The 18191-nt window shown below is 37.0% G+C and carries 11 protein-coding genes; 7 read left to right on the top strand and 4 right to left on the bottom strand.

The features are described from left to right. Positions 1–2: 2 nt before the first annotated feature. The 3 genes from xylA to uxuA form a co-directional block, all read right to left on the bottom strand. Positions 3–1316, bottom strand: a complete 1314-nt coding sequence (gene xylA, locus MM213_RS03065; protein WP_241410034.1) for a xylose isomerase — start codon at positions 1314–1316, stop codon at positions 3–5. 206 nt (positions 1317–1522) lie between these two features. Further along, positions 1523–3016: a xylulokinase gene (locus MM213_RS03060; RefSeq protein WP_241410033.1), complete on the bottom strand. Its 1494-nt coding sequence runs from the start codon at positions 3014–3016 to the stop codon at positions 1523–1525. 15 nt (positions 3017–3031) lie between these two features. Continuing rightward, the gene (gene uxuA, locus MM213_RS03055) at positions 3032–4201 is read right to left on the bottom strand and encodes a mannonate dehydratase (protein WP_241410032.1); all 1170 of its coding nucleotides are present in this window, start codon (positions 4199–4201) and stop codon (positions 3032–3034) included. 846 nt (positions 4202–5047) lie between these two features. On the opposite strand from uxuA, the gene MM213_RS03050 reads away from it, so the two are divergent. From MM213_RS03050 to MM213_RS03020, 7 genes are all read left to right on the top strand, one after another. Continuing rightward, positions 5048–6082 carry a LacI family DNA-binding transcriptional regulator gene (locus tag MM213_RS03050; RefSeq protein ID WP_241410031.1) on the top strand — a complete coding sequence of 345 codons (1035 nt, stop codon included), beginning with the start codon at positions 5048–5050 and terminating at the stop codon, positions 6080–6082. 810 nt (positions 6083–6892) lie between these two features. Beyond that, positions 6893–9031: an alpha-glucuronidase family glycosyl hydrolase gene (locus MM213_RS03045; RefSeq protein WP_241410030.1), complete on the top strand. Its 2139-nt coding sequence runs from the start codon at positions 6893–6895 to the stop codon at positions 9029–9031. Positions 9032–9781: 750 nt separating this feature from the next. Next, positions 9782–10531: an SDR family NAD(P)-dependent oxidoreductase gene (locus tag MM213_RS03040; RefSeq protein ID WP_241410029.1), complete on the top strand. Its 750-nt coding sequence runs from the start codon at positions 9782–9784 to the stop codon at positions 10529–10531. A 44-nt stretch (positions 10532–10575) separates the two neighbouring features. Further along, positions 10576–11694, top strand: a complete 1119-nt coding sequence (locus MM213_RS03035) for an endo-1,4-beta-xylanase (RefSeq protein ID WP_241410028.1) — start codon at positions 10576–10578, stop codon at positions 11692–11694. Positions 11695–11700: 6 nt separating this feature from the next. After that, positions 11701–13650, top strand: coding sequence for a 7TM-DISM domain-containing protein (locus MM213_RS03030; protein WP_241410027.1), 1950 nt, complete (start codon positions 11701–11703; stop codon positions 13648–13650). A gap of 227 nt (positions 13651–13877) precedes the next feature. Continuing rightward, a complete protein-coding gene (locus MM213_RS03025) occupies positions 13878–14423 on the top strand; it encodes an RNA polymerase sigma factor (protein WP_241410026.1) in 546 nt (181 codons plus the stop codon). Next, on the top strand, positions 14416–15141 hold the full coding sequence (locus tag MM213_RS03020) for a hypothetical protein (protein ID WP_241410025.1): 726 nt from the start codon (positions 14416–14418) through the stop codon (positions 15139–15141). The genes MM213_RS03025 and MM213_RS03020 overlap by 8 nt, the downstream gene beginning before the upstream one ends. Here MM213_RS03020 and MM213_RS03015 read toward each other — a convergent pair. After that, positions 15112–18171, bottom strand: coding sequence for a CHAT domain-containing protein (locus MM213_RS03015; RefSeq protein ID WP_241410024.1), 3060 nt, complete (start codon positions 18169–18171; stop codon positions 15112–15114). The genes MM213_RS03020 and MM213_RS03015 overlap by 30 nt on opposite strands. Between the last annotated feature and the right edge of the window lie 20 nt (positions 18172–18191).

Genomic DNA, 18191 nt, shown 5'->3' with positions numbered 1-18191 from the left:
TTCTATATAAACTGATTCAAGATATTCTCATATCTCTCTTGCTTTCCACTTGTTTTCTTAGGTTCACCAACAGCAAGTGCATGTGTTCTAAGGTCTTCAAGGGTAAGTTTGCCATTTTCGAATTCACTACCTTTTCCAGCATCAAAAGAAGCATATCTTTCTTTTCTCAAAGACTTGTAATCAGATTTTTGGATAATTTCATCTGCAATAATCAATGATCTTGCAAATGCATCCATACTTCCAATGTGTGCATGGAACAAATCTTCCATATCTGTAGAGTTTCTTCTGATCTTCGCATCGAAGTTCACTCCTCCTCCATCGATTCCTCCTCCTTCGAGAATCACCAACATAGACTCAGTCAACTCCTGCAAGTTGATAGCAAACTGATCGGTATCCCAACCATTCTGATAATCACCTCTGTTTGCATCTATACTACCCAACATCCCTGAATCTACAGCTACCTGCAATTCATGCTGGAAAGTATGTCCAGCCAAAGTAGCATGGTTTACTTCCAAATTCAACTTGAAATCCTTGTCCAAACCATGATGTCTCAAGAAACCAACAACCGTGGCTGCATCATAATCATACTGATGTTTTGTTGGTTCCATAGGCTTTGGCTCGATCAAGAAATTGCCTTTGAAACCTTTTGATCTAGCATAATCTCTAGCCATGGTCAAGAACTGCGCAAGGTGAGATGTCTCACGCTTCATGTCTGTATTCAACAAAGACATATAACCTTCTCTTCCACCCCAGAAAACATAATTTTCTCCACCAAGTTTGATAGTGGCATCGATTGCATTTTTCACTTGGGTACCAGCCCAAGCCAATACGTCAAAGTCAGGATTGGTAGAAGCGCCATTCATATATCTTGGGTTAGAAAATACATTAGCTGTACCCCAAAGTAATTTCACCCCAGTTTCCTTTTGCTTTTCCAAAGCATAATCTGTGATGATCCTCATGCGCTCCTCATATTCTTCGATAGAAGCACCTTCGTCAATCAAATCCACATCATGGAAACAGTAATAAGGCGCACCGATTTTTACGAAAAATTCAAAAGCTGCATCCATTTTATCCTTTGCACGCTGTACTGCATCTTCGCTTGCATCCCATGGATGAGTAATTGTACCTGGACCGAATGGATCCCCTCCAGTGCCACAGAATGAATGCCAGTAAGCGATGGCGAATTTAAAATGCTCTTTCATTGATTTTCCTGCAACAACTCTATTTTCATCATAGAATTTAAATGCAAAAGGATTACTGGACTCTCTGCCCTCAAACTGGATCTTGTCGATGTTTGGGAAATAGGTTTTTGACATAATATTATAGGTTTACTTTTGTTTGAGATTTATTTTATTTGATTATCCGCTACTTTACCATTAATGAAGTAAGCAAACCATCATGTTGCGGATAATCGTCAACTACGCCACGGCGCACAAGTGTCAACGGACGACAGTCAACAGAAATGAAAACCCGTTGATGGAGAAACTTTGTTTGGCTAGTGGAAAAGTCTCAGATAATCATATTATTTTAAATGGTTTTCAAGGTTGACAAGCCAATTTGCATAGACTTCCTTGTACATTTCTAATTTACTTGGACTTGGTTCTAGAGAAGCGATTTTTTCGAGGCCAATAAAAGCGTCTCCTTCATTGGCATATATCCCTATTCCAATACCCGCTCCTCTTGCAGCCCCTTGGGATCCATCAGTATCGTAAAGCTCCAATGATACTTCGTTCATATGGATAAATGTTTCCCTAAACAATGGGCTTAAAAACATGTTTGCATGGCCTGCTTTGACTGTATTCAGGTTGAGGCCCATGTCTTTCATAATGTTGAAACCATAAGTCAAGGCAGATACTATTCCCTCTTGGGTGGCTCGTAGAATATGCTTTTGATCATGTTTCAACAAATTCAATCCACATAAATGTGCTCCTACATGTTTGTTTTCCATGATTCTTTCCACGCCGTTTCCGAAAGGTATAAAACTCAAACCTTCTGAACCAATTGGAGAATCAGCAGCCAAATCATTCATTTGAGGATAAGTAATATGCTCACCTCCCAAAAGTTTTTTGACCCAAGAATTCAAAATACCTGTACCATTGACACAAAGAAGGACACCATAGCTAGGTCTTTCTTTGGTATGGTTGACATGAACAAATGTATTGACACGTGACTTTGCATCGTAAAGAGGTTTGTCTGCCACTCCGTACACAGTACCCGAGGTTCCTGCTGTAGTTGCCAATTCACCATCTTTCAGCACATTCAGTGAAAAAGCATTGTTTGGCTGATCTCCTGCGCGATAGGTAATTGGTATGCCAGGTTCTAGGCCAAGCAATTCTGCACTTTCAGAATTTACTTTTCCCTGTAAAGAAAATGAAGGGACAGTATCCGGAAGAAGATTCTTATCTATTCCATAGTGCTCAAGAAGATTCTGGGAAACTCCATTTGTCTTGAAATCCCAAAAAATTCCTTCTGAAAGCCCTGTTTCAGAAGTCAGAATTTCTCCAGTAAGCTTCATGGCTACATAATCTCCCGGAAGCATCATTTTATGGATTTTGGAATAATTTTCAGGTTCGTTTTCCTTAACCCATTTCAGTTTTGAAGCTGTAAAATTCCCTGGAGAATTCAGCAAATGTGGAAGGCAATAATCTGATCCCAATGCTTCAAACGCTTCATTTCCATAGCTCACAGCTCTACTGTCACACCAAATGATCGATGGTCTGATGACTTGGTGATCCTTGTCAACCAAAACCAAACCGTGCATTTGATAGGAAATACCAATAGCCTTAACTTCACCTTTTTGGATATTTGCAACCTTCACAATCTCTCGCGTGGTATCCACGATATATTTCCACCACATTTCAGGATCTTGCTCAGCCCAATCCTTCTGTAAGGAATGAATGGGCATTTCTACCTTAGGAAGACCTTGGGAAGATACCACTTTTCCAGTGTCCGCATCAAGCAGTGTAGCTTTGACCGACGAACTTCCGATATCATATCCTATCAATAATTTTCTCATTTCTTTTTTTAATTTTTAATCCATCATAAGCGAAATTCCCATTTCCAAACCACGCAACTCAGCTAGGCCCTTTAACCTTCCGATTGCCGAATAGCCTGGGTTGGTTTCTTTGTGAAGATCGTCAAGAATCTGATGCCCATGATCTGGCCTGAAAGGGATTGGTACTTCCCTAGTATTATTTATGTTCACCAATTCTTTCATAACTTCAAACATATCAACATCTCCATCTAAATGGTCAGATTCATGAAAATTACCAAACTGGTCTTTTTTGACATTTCTTAAGTGTGCAAAATAAACACGCTCACCAATTCCCTTCAAAATCAATGGGAGATCGTTAAAACCACCAGCCCCAAGGGATCCTGTGCAAAAACATACACCATTGAATGGCTTGTCAACTGCATTCAAGATCCAAGACAAGTCTTCATGGTTGGAGGCAATTCTTGGTAATCCCAAAATCGGAAAAGGAGGATCATCTGGATGAATGGTCATTTTGATACCATTGGATTCACAGACTTCGGCTATGCTTTCTAGAAACAAAACCAAATTTCTCCTCAATCCATCCTTACCTATTGCTTTGTAAATCTCAAGGCTATTTCTCAATTGTGAAAGGCTTACGCTTCCTTCGGTGGGTACGCCCATACAGATAATATCTTGCAAATCTTTCCTCTTCTCTTCTGAATAGGTGTCCAGTCGATTTTCCAAAATGGATATCACTGACTTGGTATAGTCTAAACGAGCACCATCCCTCTTTAGAATGTACATATCAAAAAACGCTAAATCTGCCCAATCAAGATATAGTGCCTTTGCGCCATTTGGTAAAGAAAAACTCAAATCTGTCCTTGTCCAATCTAATACAGGCATGAAATTGTAGCAAACTGTTCTTAACCCAGCTTTGGCAAGATTTCTAAGTGTTTGCCTGTAATTTTCCAAATAACTGGCTGTATCCCTAGAATTGGTTTTTATTGCTTCATGTACTGGAACCGATTCCACTACCGACCAACTTAAGCCAGCCGATTCTATAATTTTTTTTCGTTCTAAAATATCATCAAGTGGCCAAATGTCTCCATGGGGAATATCATGAAGCGCCGAAACTACCCCTGTAGCACCTGATTGTTTGATATCGCTTAGACTAACTGGATCATTGGGTCCATACCACCTCCAGGTTTGCAATAGGTTATTTTTCATTTGGGTTTAATACAAAACTATTTATTACAAATTCTTCTTTTTTAAATATTGCCTGACTTTGTCCTAAAAACCAATAGTACTTAACGAAACTAATTTGATTGCAATAAACGGAGTAAAAGAAAAGGCTTGAGGGCATAATAAAACCGGAAGTTCCCAGAAGGAACTCCGGTAATGAATAATAAACCCTAATATTTATTGAACTATGAATAACAAATGCAAATCAAAACATGATCTGCGCTCTGCACCAAAGTTAAATCCTAAGAAACACTTAACTAGTGTAATTGATCCCACTTTAAATATCTAACGATTATGCTTTCAACATCTAAAATCGGTATTTGATCAAAGCATCTGTGTTTCGAGCTATAAACTTGCACAAAAAACAATAAAAATGCAACCGATTTCATAAAATAATTATTTTTACTCCATTTCTTAGAAAAGCCTTCAAACCAAAAAGGCATCTAAGAGACATAAATTGAAAAGAGATACCATATTTTGTACAAGGCCAAAAACACCGCTGAAGCAAAGTATTGCATAAAATCGCCACAAGTCAGTTTCTGTCAAGTTCTTCAGTAAAAGAATTATTCATTTTACTAAAAAAACAGAACCACAAAACAGATTGCCTATTGAATCAATTAATTGAATTTGAATGTTTATACTAGACATTCCAAACATCTAAATTACCTTTACAAGAGAAAAAATCGGCTCTTGGAAAATTCCAATCGATTTCAATTCTTAATAAAACCGGAAATTAAAAGATGTTTGTTATTGATAATCATTTATTTTTGTGGTCAGATTGTATAAAAACAGCTCTCTACAATAGTAGAAAATACGACATTTAGAATTAGAATGGAAAAAGACATCACGATATACGACATTGCTAAGGACTTGGGAGTTTCCCCTACTACAGTAAGCAGGGCGCTAAACAACCATCCAGCTGTCAAGGAAAAGACAAAGAAAAAGATTTTTCAAGCTGCTTCAGACATGGGCTACCAATCGAATATTTTTGCAGCTAACCTAAGGAGTAAAAGAACAAACAATATTGGGGTTATAGTACCTAGTTTGAACAGTAATTTCCAAGCCTCGGTGCTTGCAGGTATGGAAAAAGTAGCAAATGAAGCTGGCTTCAACTTAGTAATCAGTCAATCTTTGGAATCCAGTGAAAAGGAAATTGCTAATACACGCTCAATGTTCAACAGTAGGATTGATGGGCTTTTGGTTTCCTTAGCTAGCGATGCTGAAAACCTAGCTCATTTTGAACCTTTCCACAAAAGAGGAATTCCCGTGATATTCTATGATAGGATCGCCAATAGTGATAGCAGTACAGGAGTAACCATTGACAATATTCAAGCTGCACAGATAGCAACAAACCATCTTATTGATCAAGGTTGCAAAAAGATTGTTCATGTGTTAGGAAGTACAAAAGTTAGTGTCTATGCTGACCGGTTGAAAGGATACAAATATGCCCATATTGATAGAAATATTCCCTTTGAACAAGATCAAATAATAGTCCTTTCGGATATTAATGAGGAAGCAGGTGAAAACATCGTGAATCAAATCCTTAAAATGGACCCTCTACCTGATGGCATTTTTGTGTCCAATGATGCATGTGCTGCTAGCTGTATGAATCATCTCAAGCAAAGAGGTATTAGAATCCCTGAAGATATGGCACTAGTCGGATTCAATAACGAAGTAATCTCCAGACTAGTCGAACCAAAAATCACCACAATCAACTATCCAGGGTTCGAAATGGGAGAAGTTGCCATGAAGAATCTGATCAATCATTTGGATGAACCAGGGAACACCACACTTCATAACACAAATAAAATTACCTTAAGATCTGAGCTACTAATTAGAGAATCATCTTTGAAGATCAAAAAGTAAGCTCAATCTGTACATTTATCCCAATGAACAACAGCAGGTGAATACTTCGCATCTATTGATGCGAATGGTTAATTTGCATACGATTATCCAGTCAGCTGATTGAGTTGAACTTCATACAATATTTTTATTTAGGCTAATTCATAAGTATTTTTTTCATCTTCCCTCCTTTCTTGTACAAGTTCAATGTAGAACTTGAGCTGTCTAAACCTCAAAAATTAAAACAAGAAATTTGACTTTAAAAAAATCCCCATTTGAACTAAACGAAAAACAACCGATTTCATACAATTATAAAAAATATCGATTAAAACTATATACTAACTTGAATTCACAAGCTAAATTTTTAATATCAGTCTGGGAATTTATTTAGTTTTTTAAAATCAAAAACATCAAAAACTATGTGAAAACAATAAGCTATCCATGTTTCTATGCTTTTTAAAAAGCATAGAAGGCTAAAACACCAAAACAGCTATTGAAACACAACATTAAAAACGTGAAATAATGTCACTCAAAAAGTATAAATAAAAAAAATGACATCGATTTCAAAAAATTACTTTGAACAGGTTGTATTAAATGGTAAATTTGGAAAAACCATTCGATTATTGCTGTTTATTATCTATTGGTAAATCTTCCAATTGCTAACCTCACTGAGCTTCCTTTTTAGTAGAAAAGATAAGTTCAAGATTAAATATTGGGAAAATGATAAACCAACATAATGCTCAAAGATTGAGTTGCTGCAAAAGAATTTTGCCAATCATTGGATATATGATGTAAAAAAACCTAAACCTATAGTAACCTAACCCCAAATGTTAAATGAAAATTCTTTCTCTCAACCTATTACTCCTATTCTTATCCTCATATGCTTTTTCTAACGATGGGTACAAACTCTGGCTGCAATATCACACTATAGAAAACCCAAGTGATTGGCAAAAAGAATCCTTTGAACATTTTAAAATCAATGGATCTTCTTCTACATTAGATATCATTGGTGATGAGATTCAAAAAGCTAGTTTAGGATTTTTCCAAAAAGTAGCCAATCAGGATACAAATAATCCTAAACTTATAATTTCGAAATTTTCAGATTTGGATCAGCAAAAATTCCCTCTAGATGCTAATAAAATAACTAGTCTAGGTTCAGAGGGGTTTTTCATTCAAGATTTTGACGCTGGTAATCAGAACAAAGCAACCATTATGGTAGCAAATACTGACATTGGGTTACTATATGGAACATACCATCTACTTCAAAAAATCCAGAAAAACGAGGCAATCCCAGCAGAAGGTATTTTTCAATCACCCAAAACACAACACAGGTTACTGAATCATTGGGATAATTTAGACAGAACAGTAGAAAGGGGTTATTCTGGTTTTAGTATATGGAATTGGCATAGACTGCCTCGCCATATCGATCAGCAATATATAGATTATGCAAGAGCAAATGCTTCCATTGGGATCAATGGAACTGTATTGACAAACGTCAACGCCAACTCTCTTGTATTGACACCTGAATATTTGGAAAAAGTCAAAGCACTGGCAGACACATTCAGACCCTATGGGATCAAAGTATATTTAACAGCCAGATTTTCCTCACCTATAGAAATCGGTGGAAAAGTAACAGCCGATCCATTAGATCAGGAAGTACAAGACTGGTGGAAAGAAAAAGCCAAGGAAGTATATAAGTATATCCCGGATTTTGGAGGATTTGTAGTAAAAGCTGATTCGGAGGGACAACCTGGCCCTCACAATTATGGCCGAACCCAAACAGATGGTGCCAATATGCTTGCAGACGCAGTAGCGCCTTTTGGGGGAATTGTCATGTGGAGAGCTTTCGTATATAGCGAAAAAACTCCCGATGATAGACACAAACAAGCATTCAATGAATTCAAACCTCTGGATGGGAAATTTCGCAAAAATGTAATTGTACAAGTAAAGAATGGAGCGATAGATTTCCAACCAAGAGAGCCTTTTCATCCTCTTTTTGGTGCAATGCCAAAAACTCCCTTAATGATGGAATTCCAAATCACACAGGAATATTTAGGCCATGATACTCATCTGGCCTTTTTGGCGCCTATGTACGAGGAAGTGCTGAAAGAAGATACCTATGTAAGTGGAAAAGGAAGTGAAGTAGCAAAGACAATTGATGGGAGCCTACATTCCCACACATTGACTGCCATGGCGGGTGTCGCAAATATCGGTACAGACAGAAACTGGACGGGGCATCACTTCCATCAAGCCAATTGGTTTGCCTACGGCAGACTCGCTTGGGATCCTTACGAAAAAGCTGAAAATATTGCTGAAGACTGGATCAGATTGACATTTTCAAATGATGACGATTTTGTAAATCCGATTAAAGAGATGATGCTAAACTCAAGAGAAATGGTCGTAAATTATATGACCCCTTTGGGATTGCACCATATTATGGCTAGAAGTCATCATTATGGTCCTGGACCCTGGGTAACTGGTGGGTCAAGGGCGGATTGGACTTCTACCTATTACCATCAGGCTTCTGAAGAAGGTATTGGTTTTGACAGGACAGCCACGGGTAGCAATGCACTTGGCCAATATGCTATGGAGCTTCAAAAAAAATGGGGAGATATCAATTCAATTCCTGAAGAACACCTGTTATGGTTTCACCATGTATCATGGGATCATCAATTGAAAAATGGTGATAACCTATGGAACAACCTTGCAAAGCACTATCAAAAAGGTGTAGAGGAAGCCAGAAAAAATGTCAAAACATGGGAATCTATGAATGGAAAAATCGATGATGAAAGGCATCAGCATGTTTTGTCATTTATGAAAATCCAAGCGGAGGAAGCAGCATGGTGGAGAGATGCTTGCCTGCTTTACTTTGGTCAGTTCTCAAAAATGCCACTCCCAGAAGGTGTAGAACCACCAAAACATGACTTGGAACACTATATTAATTACAATCCAAAAAATGTCCCTGGGATTTGAGGGGTAGTTGGAAGGTTTTTAAGTTGGAAGGTTTTAAGATTAGGGGATTGGAAGATTAGAAGATTAGAAGATTAGAAGATTGGAAGATTGGAAGATTGGAAGATTAGGGGATTATGGCTAAGGGATAAACTCTAGGGTTGAAATATAGTTTTCCTTGACTTGACTATTCGGGAGTAGGTTGTAAATTATAGCCACTTCTTATGTCTTGTATCTTGCGTCTTGTGTCTTGCGTCTTTCTAAAGAAGATTGGAAGATTAGAAGATTATGGGTAAGGGATAAACTCTAGGGTTGAAATATAGTTTTCCTTGACTTGACTATTCGGGAGTAGGTTGTAAATTATAGCCACTTCTTATGTCTTGTATCTTGCGTCTTGTGTCTTGCGTCTTGCGTCTTTCTAAAGAAGGTTGAAAATTAGAAAATTAGAAGATTAAAAGATTAAAAGATTAAAAGATTGTGGGGAAGAGAGAAACTCTGTTGAGTTGTAGCTTGCCTTGATTTCGATATTCGAAAGTAGGTCGTTAATTGTAACCACTTCTTTGAAAGAGAGTGCCCTGAAGAAGCTGTCCTGTATCCTTATCGGGAGGCAATTGAATGGCTATCGGAAATAAAGAGAAATCAACAAAAAAAGTGTCAAGTAAAATCAGGACGTGACACTTGAGTCTTGCGTCCTATTTCTTAAATCTTGCGACTTGGCCCTTAATTACCAACTTTATCTGAAATTTAAAATTCAGTAATTAAAACAGTACTTGAATGAATCAATATTCTCAAAAAATAGCAATAGTAACAGGTGGTGGATCAGGGCTTGGCTTGGCGACTAGCAAAAAATTTGTCAAAGAAGGAATAAAGACCATAATTATCGGACGTGATTCCAAAAAACTGGAAGATGCCAAAAATGAATTGGGAGAACTTGCTTATGCAATATCCTTTGACCTAAGTGATCTTGGTAAAATCCCAAAGCTTGTCGAAGAAATCAAGTCTAAATTTGGCAGAATCGACATTTTGGTGAACAACGCTGGTATCAATATGAAGAAAAACTTCCTCGAAGTCACCGATGAAGATTTCTTCAATGTGATCAATACAAACGTATTTTCTGTATTTGCTATCAGCAGAGAAGTATCAAAAGTGATGGTAGCACAAGGAAATGGATCAATAATAATGATCTCATCAATGGCTGCAAAATATGGAATACCAAAAGTCATCGCTTATACAGCTGCAAAAACAGCCATAGAAGGCATGACAAAAGCGATGGCTGTTGAGCTTTCTCCGATGGGAATCAGAGTCAATAGCGTAGCGCCAGGTTTTATCTTTACAGCCATGTCATCCAAAGCCTTAGATTCTGATCCTGAAAGAAAAAATAAAGTACTTGGCAGAACCCCAATGGGCAAGTTAGGAGATCCATCTGACGTCGCTGAAGCCGTATTTTACTTTGCTTCTGATGCTTCTACGTATGTCACAGGTACTTCACTTGCTGTAGACGGTGGCAATTCCATAGGATTCTAACCAGTGATTTTAAAAAAAATTAACCTAAAAAACCTATAAACCAAATGAATAAGATAATTCGTGTTTTTATCGCATTTTTGATGCTTAGCATCTTCAATTCCCAAGATTTATTTTCCCAATCTTTGAAGAAGAGTTATGAAGGAATTTTTGATATAGGTGCTGCTCTGAGTGTAAGGGAGGTAAATGGTACTGATACAAAAGTATTCCCAATCTTAGACAAACATTTCAATAGCTTGACACCTGAAAATCTGATGAAATGGGGCTCGATACACCCAAGACTTGGCCAATACAACTTTGAGCCAATGGATCGATTGGTGGCATTGGCAGAAAAAATAGATGCAAGGGTCATAGGCCATACTTTGGTATGGCACAATCAGACACCTGATTGGGTTTATGAAGATGAAAATGGGGAAAGGCTTTCAAAAGATGCTTTGCTCCAAAGGATGGAAGAGCACATAGAAGCTGTAGCGGGTAGGTACAAAGGAAAAGTGTTTGGCTATGATGTGGTCAATGAGGCATTTTTTGATGATGGTCAGTACAGAACCTCCAAATGGTACGAAGCAGCAGGAAAAGACTTTATCAAAAGAGCTTTTATCAAAACGCACGAAGTGGATCCTGACGCAGAATTGTATTACAATGATTACAACATGTGGAAACCGGAGAAAACTGACGCAGCAATCAAACTTGCTAAAGAGCTAAGAGAAGAAGGCATCAGAATAGATGGTATCGGAATGCAGGGACATTATGGTCTGGACTCCCCTAGTCTTGAAATAATTGAAACTGCAATAAACAAAATAGCAGATGCTGGATTTAAGGTAATGTTTACCGAAGTTGATATTGATGTATTACCAAACCCTGTCAATAGACATGGTGCTGACATCGATGCAACATTCCCTGCTGATGAAAGTTACAATATCTACAAAGAAGGCTTACCAGAAGAAATTCAAGCAAAACTTGTTAGCAGATACAGAGAGTTATTTGAACTTTTCAAAAAACATGAGGAAAAAATCACTAGAATTACATTCTGGGGAGTTCATGACGGAGGAAGTTGGTTAAACAATTGGCCAATGCCAGGAAGAACTGCTTATCCACTGATCATAGACAAAGATTATAAAGAAAAAAAGGATATTATTGATGCATTGATTCAAATTGCTGAAAATTGATAGTGTATGAATAGAATTTTATCAAAAAAACAATATCAAGTACCTAAATTGAATATCAATAAGATATTTCAATCCATATTGCTATTGATTTTAATTTTGATTTTTCCTTATGAAACTTTTGCCAAGAAAGAACAAAAAACCATAATCAAGCTCAACGATGATATTTCCCAAGTCCATATTGCAAACACGTATGATTTTTTCTTGGATACAGCAGCGGCATATTCGATAGAAGACATTACGAAAGAACACCTTCAAAGTCAATTTCAAAAAGTCACTGACTCACATGTTCTTTTTGATTATTTGGATTCACCTATTTGGATGCGATTTACAGTTCAAAACGACCAAACGCTTTCCAATCATTCTTGGTATCTAGAATCTTGGGGTTTTGATATCAAAAATATTACATTCTATTTCCCAAACCAAGATGGGACATTTGAAACATCTACAGCTGGATTTGAAAGACCATTTGAGGAGAGAAAAATCAAACATAAAAATTTCAATTATTTTCTTGATTTACGACCAAATGAAACCAAAACGTTCTATTTGAAAGTACAGAGAAGCTACAATCAGGAGTTTAGCTTTCACCTAAGAACAAACGAAAAATTCTTGGTGCACTCTCTGAATGAGTATTTTTTATTGGGGATATACTATGGTGTTTTGATCATTATCCTCACTTTCAATTTGTATCTCTTCTATAGACTTCGTGATACTTTATATCTATATTTTCCATGTTTGATATTAGCTTGTATTTGGTTTTCCCTTGGAAGAGATGGCTTAGGTTTTCAATTTTTATGGCCAAATGCTCCCTGGGTAAACAAACTCAACAATGAGAAATTTATAGAATTAATAATCATTTTGTCGACTTTGTTATTCTCAGATAGATTTGTTCAAAAATACACTAAAAGCAAACGTGTCCTGACTTTTACATATATAGCAATTTTACTCAAGCTGATATTGTTTGTAAGTCAAATATTCATCTACGAGTTAAATTACATCGCATATATTGTCATCACAATCATCATCTTATCGATACCATTCTCCATGGGATTGTATGCATTGATCAAAGCCAAAATTTATTCTTGGTCATATACATTCGCCTATTTGTGTCTTTTTTTGGTGATTGTATACTCCTATTCCAAAAGCATACAATTGTTCAGCAGCCCGGTGATCAACTGGTACTTTGTATACCCGGTGATTTTTATGGAAATGATTCTATTTTCTTTTTCCATATTCAATCAGCTCAAATTTCTCCAAAATCAATTTTTGGAAGCTAATAAAGAGAAAACTATTGCTCTGGAGAGAAACAACCAACTCACCCAAGAGCTCAATTCCAAACTGAAGGAAAAAGTAAGGGCAAGAACAGAGAAAATCGAAAGGATGGCTGCTGACTTGGCAAAGAAAAATGTAGAACTACAAACCACAAACCTGAAACTGCAAGAACTTAATTCTCAGGTCACTCAAATCAATAATTATCTAACTGAGAACAATGCACTTCTTAAATCGAGTGTAGAAGAGGTCACTAAAGATCTTGCGCTTATGAAAGGGCTTGATTTTGAAGATTTCAAAAGTGTATTTCCAGATAAAGAAACCTGTCTCAAATTTCTTTCAGAACTCAAATGGAAAGATAAGTATCATTGCAAAAAATGTGATTACAATAAATTCACGGAAGGTCCAAACCATGGAAGAAGATGTAAAAACTGTAACTATTATGAATCCCCAACTGTAGATACACTTTTTCATAAACTTAAATTCCCGATAGAAAAGGCATTCTACATTCTTTACCTCTCCAACCGAAAAGATGTAGATCTTACGTTGAACGAACTTTCGGAGATATTGGAATTGAGAAGAGAAACCTGCTGGGCCTTCAAAAACAAAATCGCACAAGCGATGGAAAAAGTAGGCCACAATACCGACTTGAATGGTTGGGAAGCACTTGCATTGGTGCATTTGGAATAAATGTATTTTTTACCTCAAAGGACGCAAAGTGGGACAGATTGTAGATTGTAAAATATTGAGTTTCTTTTGAAAGGAAAACTTAAGGTTAAGCTATTGTACTCTTTGGTGAAATAAGGAAAATTAGTGATAAATTTGGCACTTGTTTCATGAATTTATCATTTAAGTTCAGACTTTAAGTTCTTAACTTAGAGGCGTTCAATGTTTTTAACTTAATATATTTCAAACAGATGATTGAATCTGAGGTCATTTTAGGTTTTCGATCAGAAGACGAAGCTTTTTATAAAAATTTCTACAAAACGTACAGGAAAGATTTTGTTAATTTCTTAATCAAAAGAGGTATACCAGAAACTGAATCTGTTGAAATATTTCATGAATGTATCATCATCCTCAAAAGAAAGGCTTATCTATATGAATTAGATAAAGTACAAGTCAGTTTGAAAACCTACTTGTTTGCAATTGGCAAAAACAAAGCTTTTGATCATCTGAAGAAGTTGCAAAAGTCCATAATATACTTGAGTGATAATTTGCCTGAGGTCGAAACAGATTTTACGTCTGAAGAGAATGACCAAGAACTGATTCAGCATATCAAAGATAAAATCAGTGTAATGGGAAAAGCTTGTAAGAAACTGTTAATATCTTTCTATTTAGAGGGACTAACAATCAAGGAAATGGTCAAGAGAGGTGATTATGAAAATGAGAATACTGTAAGCGCTCAGAAAAGTCGTTGTTTGAAGCAATTGAGAGAATCACTTACAATACAAAAGAATGGATAAGCAAAAACTAATAGAGCAATACTTGACGAAATCTCTAACCAAGGAAGAGGAAAGAGAATTCCATAGGCTAATGGACTCCGACCCAGAGTTCAAAGCAGATTTAAATTTCCATCTAGGTATAAAGAAAGCACTAATTCTAGAAAAAGAGGAAGCATTAGGTTCCAAATTAGTAGGTTACGAAAACGCTTACCAAAGGACAAAAAGCATACAACGAACGCTATTTAGAATAACTGTAGCGGCAGCTTTGATCATAAGTATGCTATTAGTTGTCTTGAAGTACAACAAAACTCCAGTTGAAGCTAATCAACTATTTTTATCCTATTTCACACCAGCTGAAAACATCCATTACCCAATTACCCGAGGTGAATCGGACACATTGATTGTGCAAGCTTTTACCGCATACGAACAGGGGCAATTTGACAAAGCCTTGGAGCTGCTTCTACTCATGCAAGGAACTGGGCAATACGAGGGACTAGATCTATATATTGGCTCTGCATATTTGGCTATTGGAGAAGTAAATAATGCTATAAAAGTATTAAATCCCAACAATGTCAAAGACAGCTTACTTTTGTATAGGTACAAATGGTATCAATCTTTAAGTTATGTAAAGTCTAGTGAGTACGATTCTGCAAGAATATTATTGGAAGACATAGTAGCAAAAAAGGCCTTCAAATCGGAAAAGGCTAGCCTACTTTTGAAAAAACTTCCTCAAGATTAACAATAATGCTAGTAAACTTAAACCAATAAGAAACCAATTTATTTTTTTGGTATCAGAATACTCGTCACTACCTATCAAAACCAATCCCGCCCAATAATAGGGATGCCTTAAATATTCATCTTCGGTCTGAGCCAAATATGAAAGTTTGGCCTGGCGTAAGGACTCGGACTTTGACAAACCCTTCATAAGGTTTGTATAAAATAACTGCATAATTATAGCAGATTGTTTGTCAGGAATCTCCCATAAGCTGATGACTAAGCTAGGTACACCTGCATAATTAAATGCTCTACCTAAACTCAAAATCCCTGCGCCTTGATTATTATTGACTACCCCTGATCCACATGCGCTCAAAACTCCCAAATCGGCATTTAATGACCAATCGTAAATCTCATTTACAGTAAGGTAATCTTCCAAGTCATCACCAAAAACTAAGGCATTATATCCTGGATTGGATAATTCGGAATGTCCATGGGCAGCAAGATGAAAAACACTAGCTTGAGCTGCTTCAGATTTGAATAAATCTTTGGTCACAGATTCCCCAATGTAACTTTTACCTTTCATCAATTGATGGATTCGCTGCACTTCTTCAGCAGCGTAGACCAGTTGGCGGTCTTTATAAGCAGGAGCAAACCCTGCCCAAAACACCTTGTCACCAGACCGCTTCACCGTCACTCTTCGTATTCTATCCAAAAGGTTGACATCATAGTTGACTCGCTTGGAAAACACCAAAGGTCGGCCTTCATAAGTAAACATATCTATCGGAAACATGGCTAACCACCCGTCAGGGACATAGATTAGTCGATCTACTTTTTGCAGTTCTACTCCAAATATATCTTCCCAAACAAACAAATTTTCAGCTGTTAGAAGTCTACTACCTGTGGATCGCTGTGTAGACCAGCTTTCCTTCAAATTTTTGTCTAAAGCCAAAGACTTAAAGCTCAATCCATCCTTATTTGCGATCATCGCAATTACAGTTTCCTCATAGACAAAAGTCTCTATCCACAGGTCACCTTTGTGAATGCTCTGATGCAAATCCTTCAAAGAAATCAAGGGAGATACAAAGTAGGAGTAAAAGTAAGAAGCCACCTTAGACTTCAATTGTTCTCTCAAAATAACAAGCTCCGCTTCTAAGACTTCCACTTCCCTAGCGAGTTTTTGCAATTGATCCATAGGTATTTTTTTCTGCCCGATTTCATGAGCATAGATCATAAACGATACCTCTGCAAATCTCTCAGAAACGCTTTTTTCATTTTCTATCAATGATTTGTGTGCCTCATTATAGGCATGTTGCAAATTCCTCTTGGGGATACTTCCTAAGCTTTTGTTGAAACTTACAAGATTGAACATTGCAAGCTTACCTTCCTCACCTTCAAAAAGTGATTGGTACTTCAAGCCGAGCAAGAGTACTTCTTTCAAAAGTAGCTTTAAGTTAGGACTTTGAAAAGCTGCATTCACTACATGATGTTGAAAATTCAAATACTCATACAATGATGTCTGCACTTCATTCAAATGTGCTTCTACATCACTTATCGGTCTATCTCTTTGCGCAAGCCAAATAGTCTTGAGCAGCAATCCTTTGAGATACAAGTCGGAAGTCAGGTTTGATTGACCCAAAAAGTCCTGAATTTCAGCCGACACGATCAATCCAGAAGACGATGGCAGCTTGCTTTTTAGATTGATTTCTATCCCTGCGAGCCGATGCAGCTGTATGTGATAAGTAGCTTCAGCAAACTTACTCTTTATTACCACACCCCATGCCTCCCAATACTTTAGAGCTGTAAACCAATCTTCGTCTTGTATAGCAGAATCAATCAAGCCTGGATATGCTTCCAAAAGATAAATGTCTCTAGAAATCTCCTGCGCAATAGCGACCGCTTTCAAATAATATTCCTGAGCATCAGCATGTCTATTGCTTTTCACATAAAGCTTACCCAATAGATTGAAAGCCATCGCCTTCTGACGCCTAAGGTCATATTTATATGACTTCTCTATTGATTCAAAAATCGAAAGTGCCTCTTTGGCTTGTCTTAGTCCTTCATCCAATTGGTGTTTATACCCTAATACATCAGCCGAAACCAATAGCGCTTTAGCATACTCAAAGCCAGCTGAAGAATTGATCTGTTGAGCCATATCTGTGGCAAGGAGTGCATATTTCTCTGCATGAAGTATATCCCCTTCTCGCAAATAACACCTTGCAATCGCGGCATAATCTTCAGAAACAATTCCTAGAGCATCTTCTCCTCCTTGAACATCATAAGACAAGGCTTTAGTATAGAATGGAAGTCCCTTCAATCCATTCCCATAACGATCTTCATAAATCAATCCAACATTATATGCATTAGCTCCAAGAGTACCCAGAGGTGGTTGTACTAATTTTTCTAATACCTTCAATGAAGCTTCATAGCACTGAGCTGATTTATCAAACTGCTCCTTTGCATCCCATAGTACTCCTTGCATGGTGAGATTGTTCGCTAAATATAAGTTCATCTGGTGTTTTGCCATTATTGAACCTGCTTTTTCCAAAAAGTAAGCGGCTGAATCATATTTATTGCTATCATAATAAGTCCTACCCAATCGATCTGAGGCCAAGGCAAGCCATTCTTGATCTTGAGAAGTGAATTCTTCAAACCTTTTGACTTTCTTCCTCAAGTAAGGAATATTTGTTTGTCCTGAAACAGCAAATCCATTGATATAATTTAAGTAATCAATGACTTCTCTTTCCCAAGTACCTTCTTGAAAATTGCTTTGAACAAATCCAGCAGGATGTTCTATTAGCTTGGATGACAATGCGTATTTCTTTTCTAAATGACATGTAGCTAAAAATTGAAACAAAGCCCTGGCTTCTTCTTTTTTCAATTGAGATTGAGTACGGCTTGACCAATAAACATAATGACTCTCCAAAATCTCTTGATCTATCACTTTTGTTCCATTCAATACACGTTGTTCATACAGTTTTGCCAACTGCTCAAAAGAAGGCTTTGCTTCTTGCAATGAAAAAAAAGTAATTAAAACGAATACGAACAATTTCATAATATTATATTAATAACAAC

It is taken from the genome of Belliella alkalica (assembly GCF_022549785.1).
GTDB lineage: Bacteria > Bacteroidota > Bacteroidia > Cytophagales > Cyclobacteriaceae > Belliella > Belliella alkalica.
This window is presented reverse-complemented; position numbering and strand designations above follow the sequence as displayed.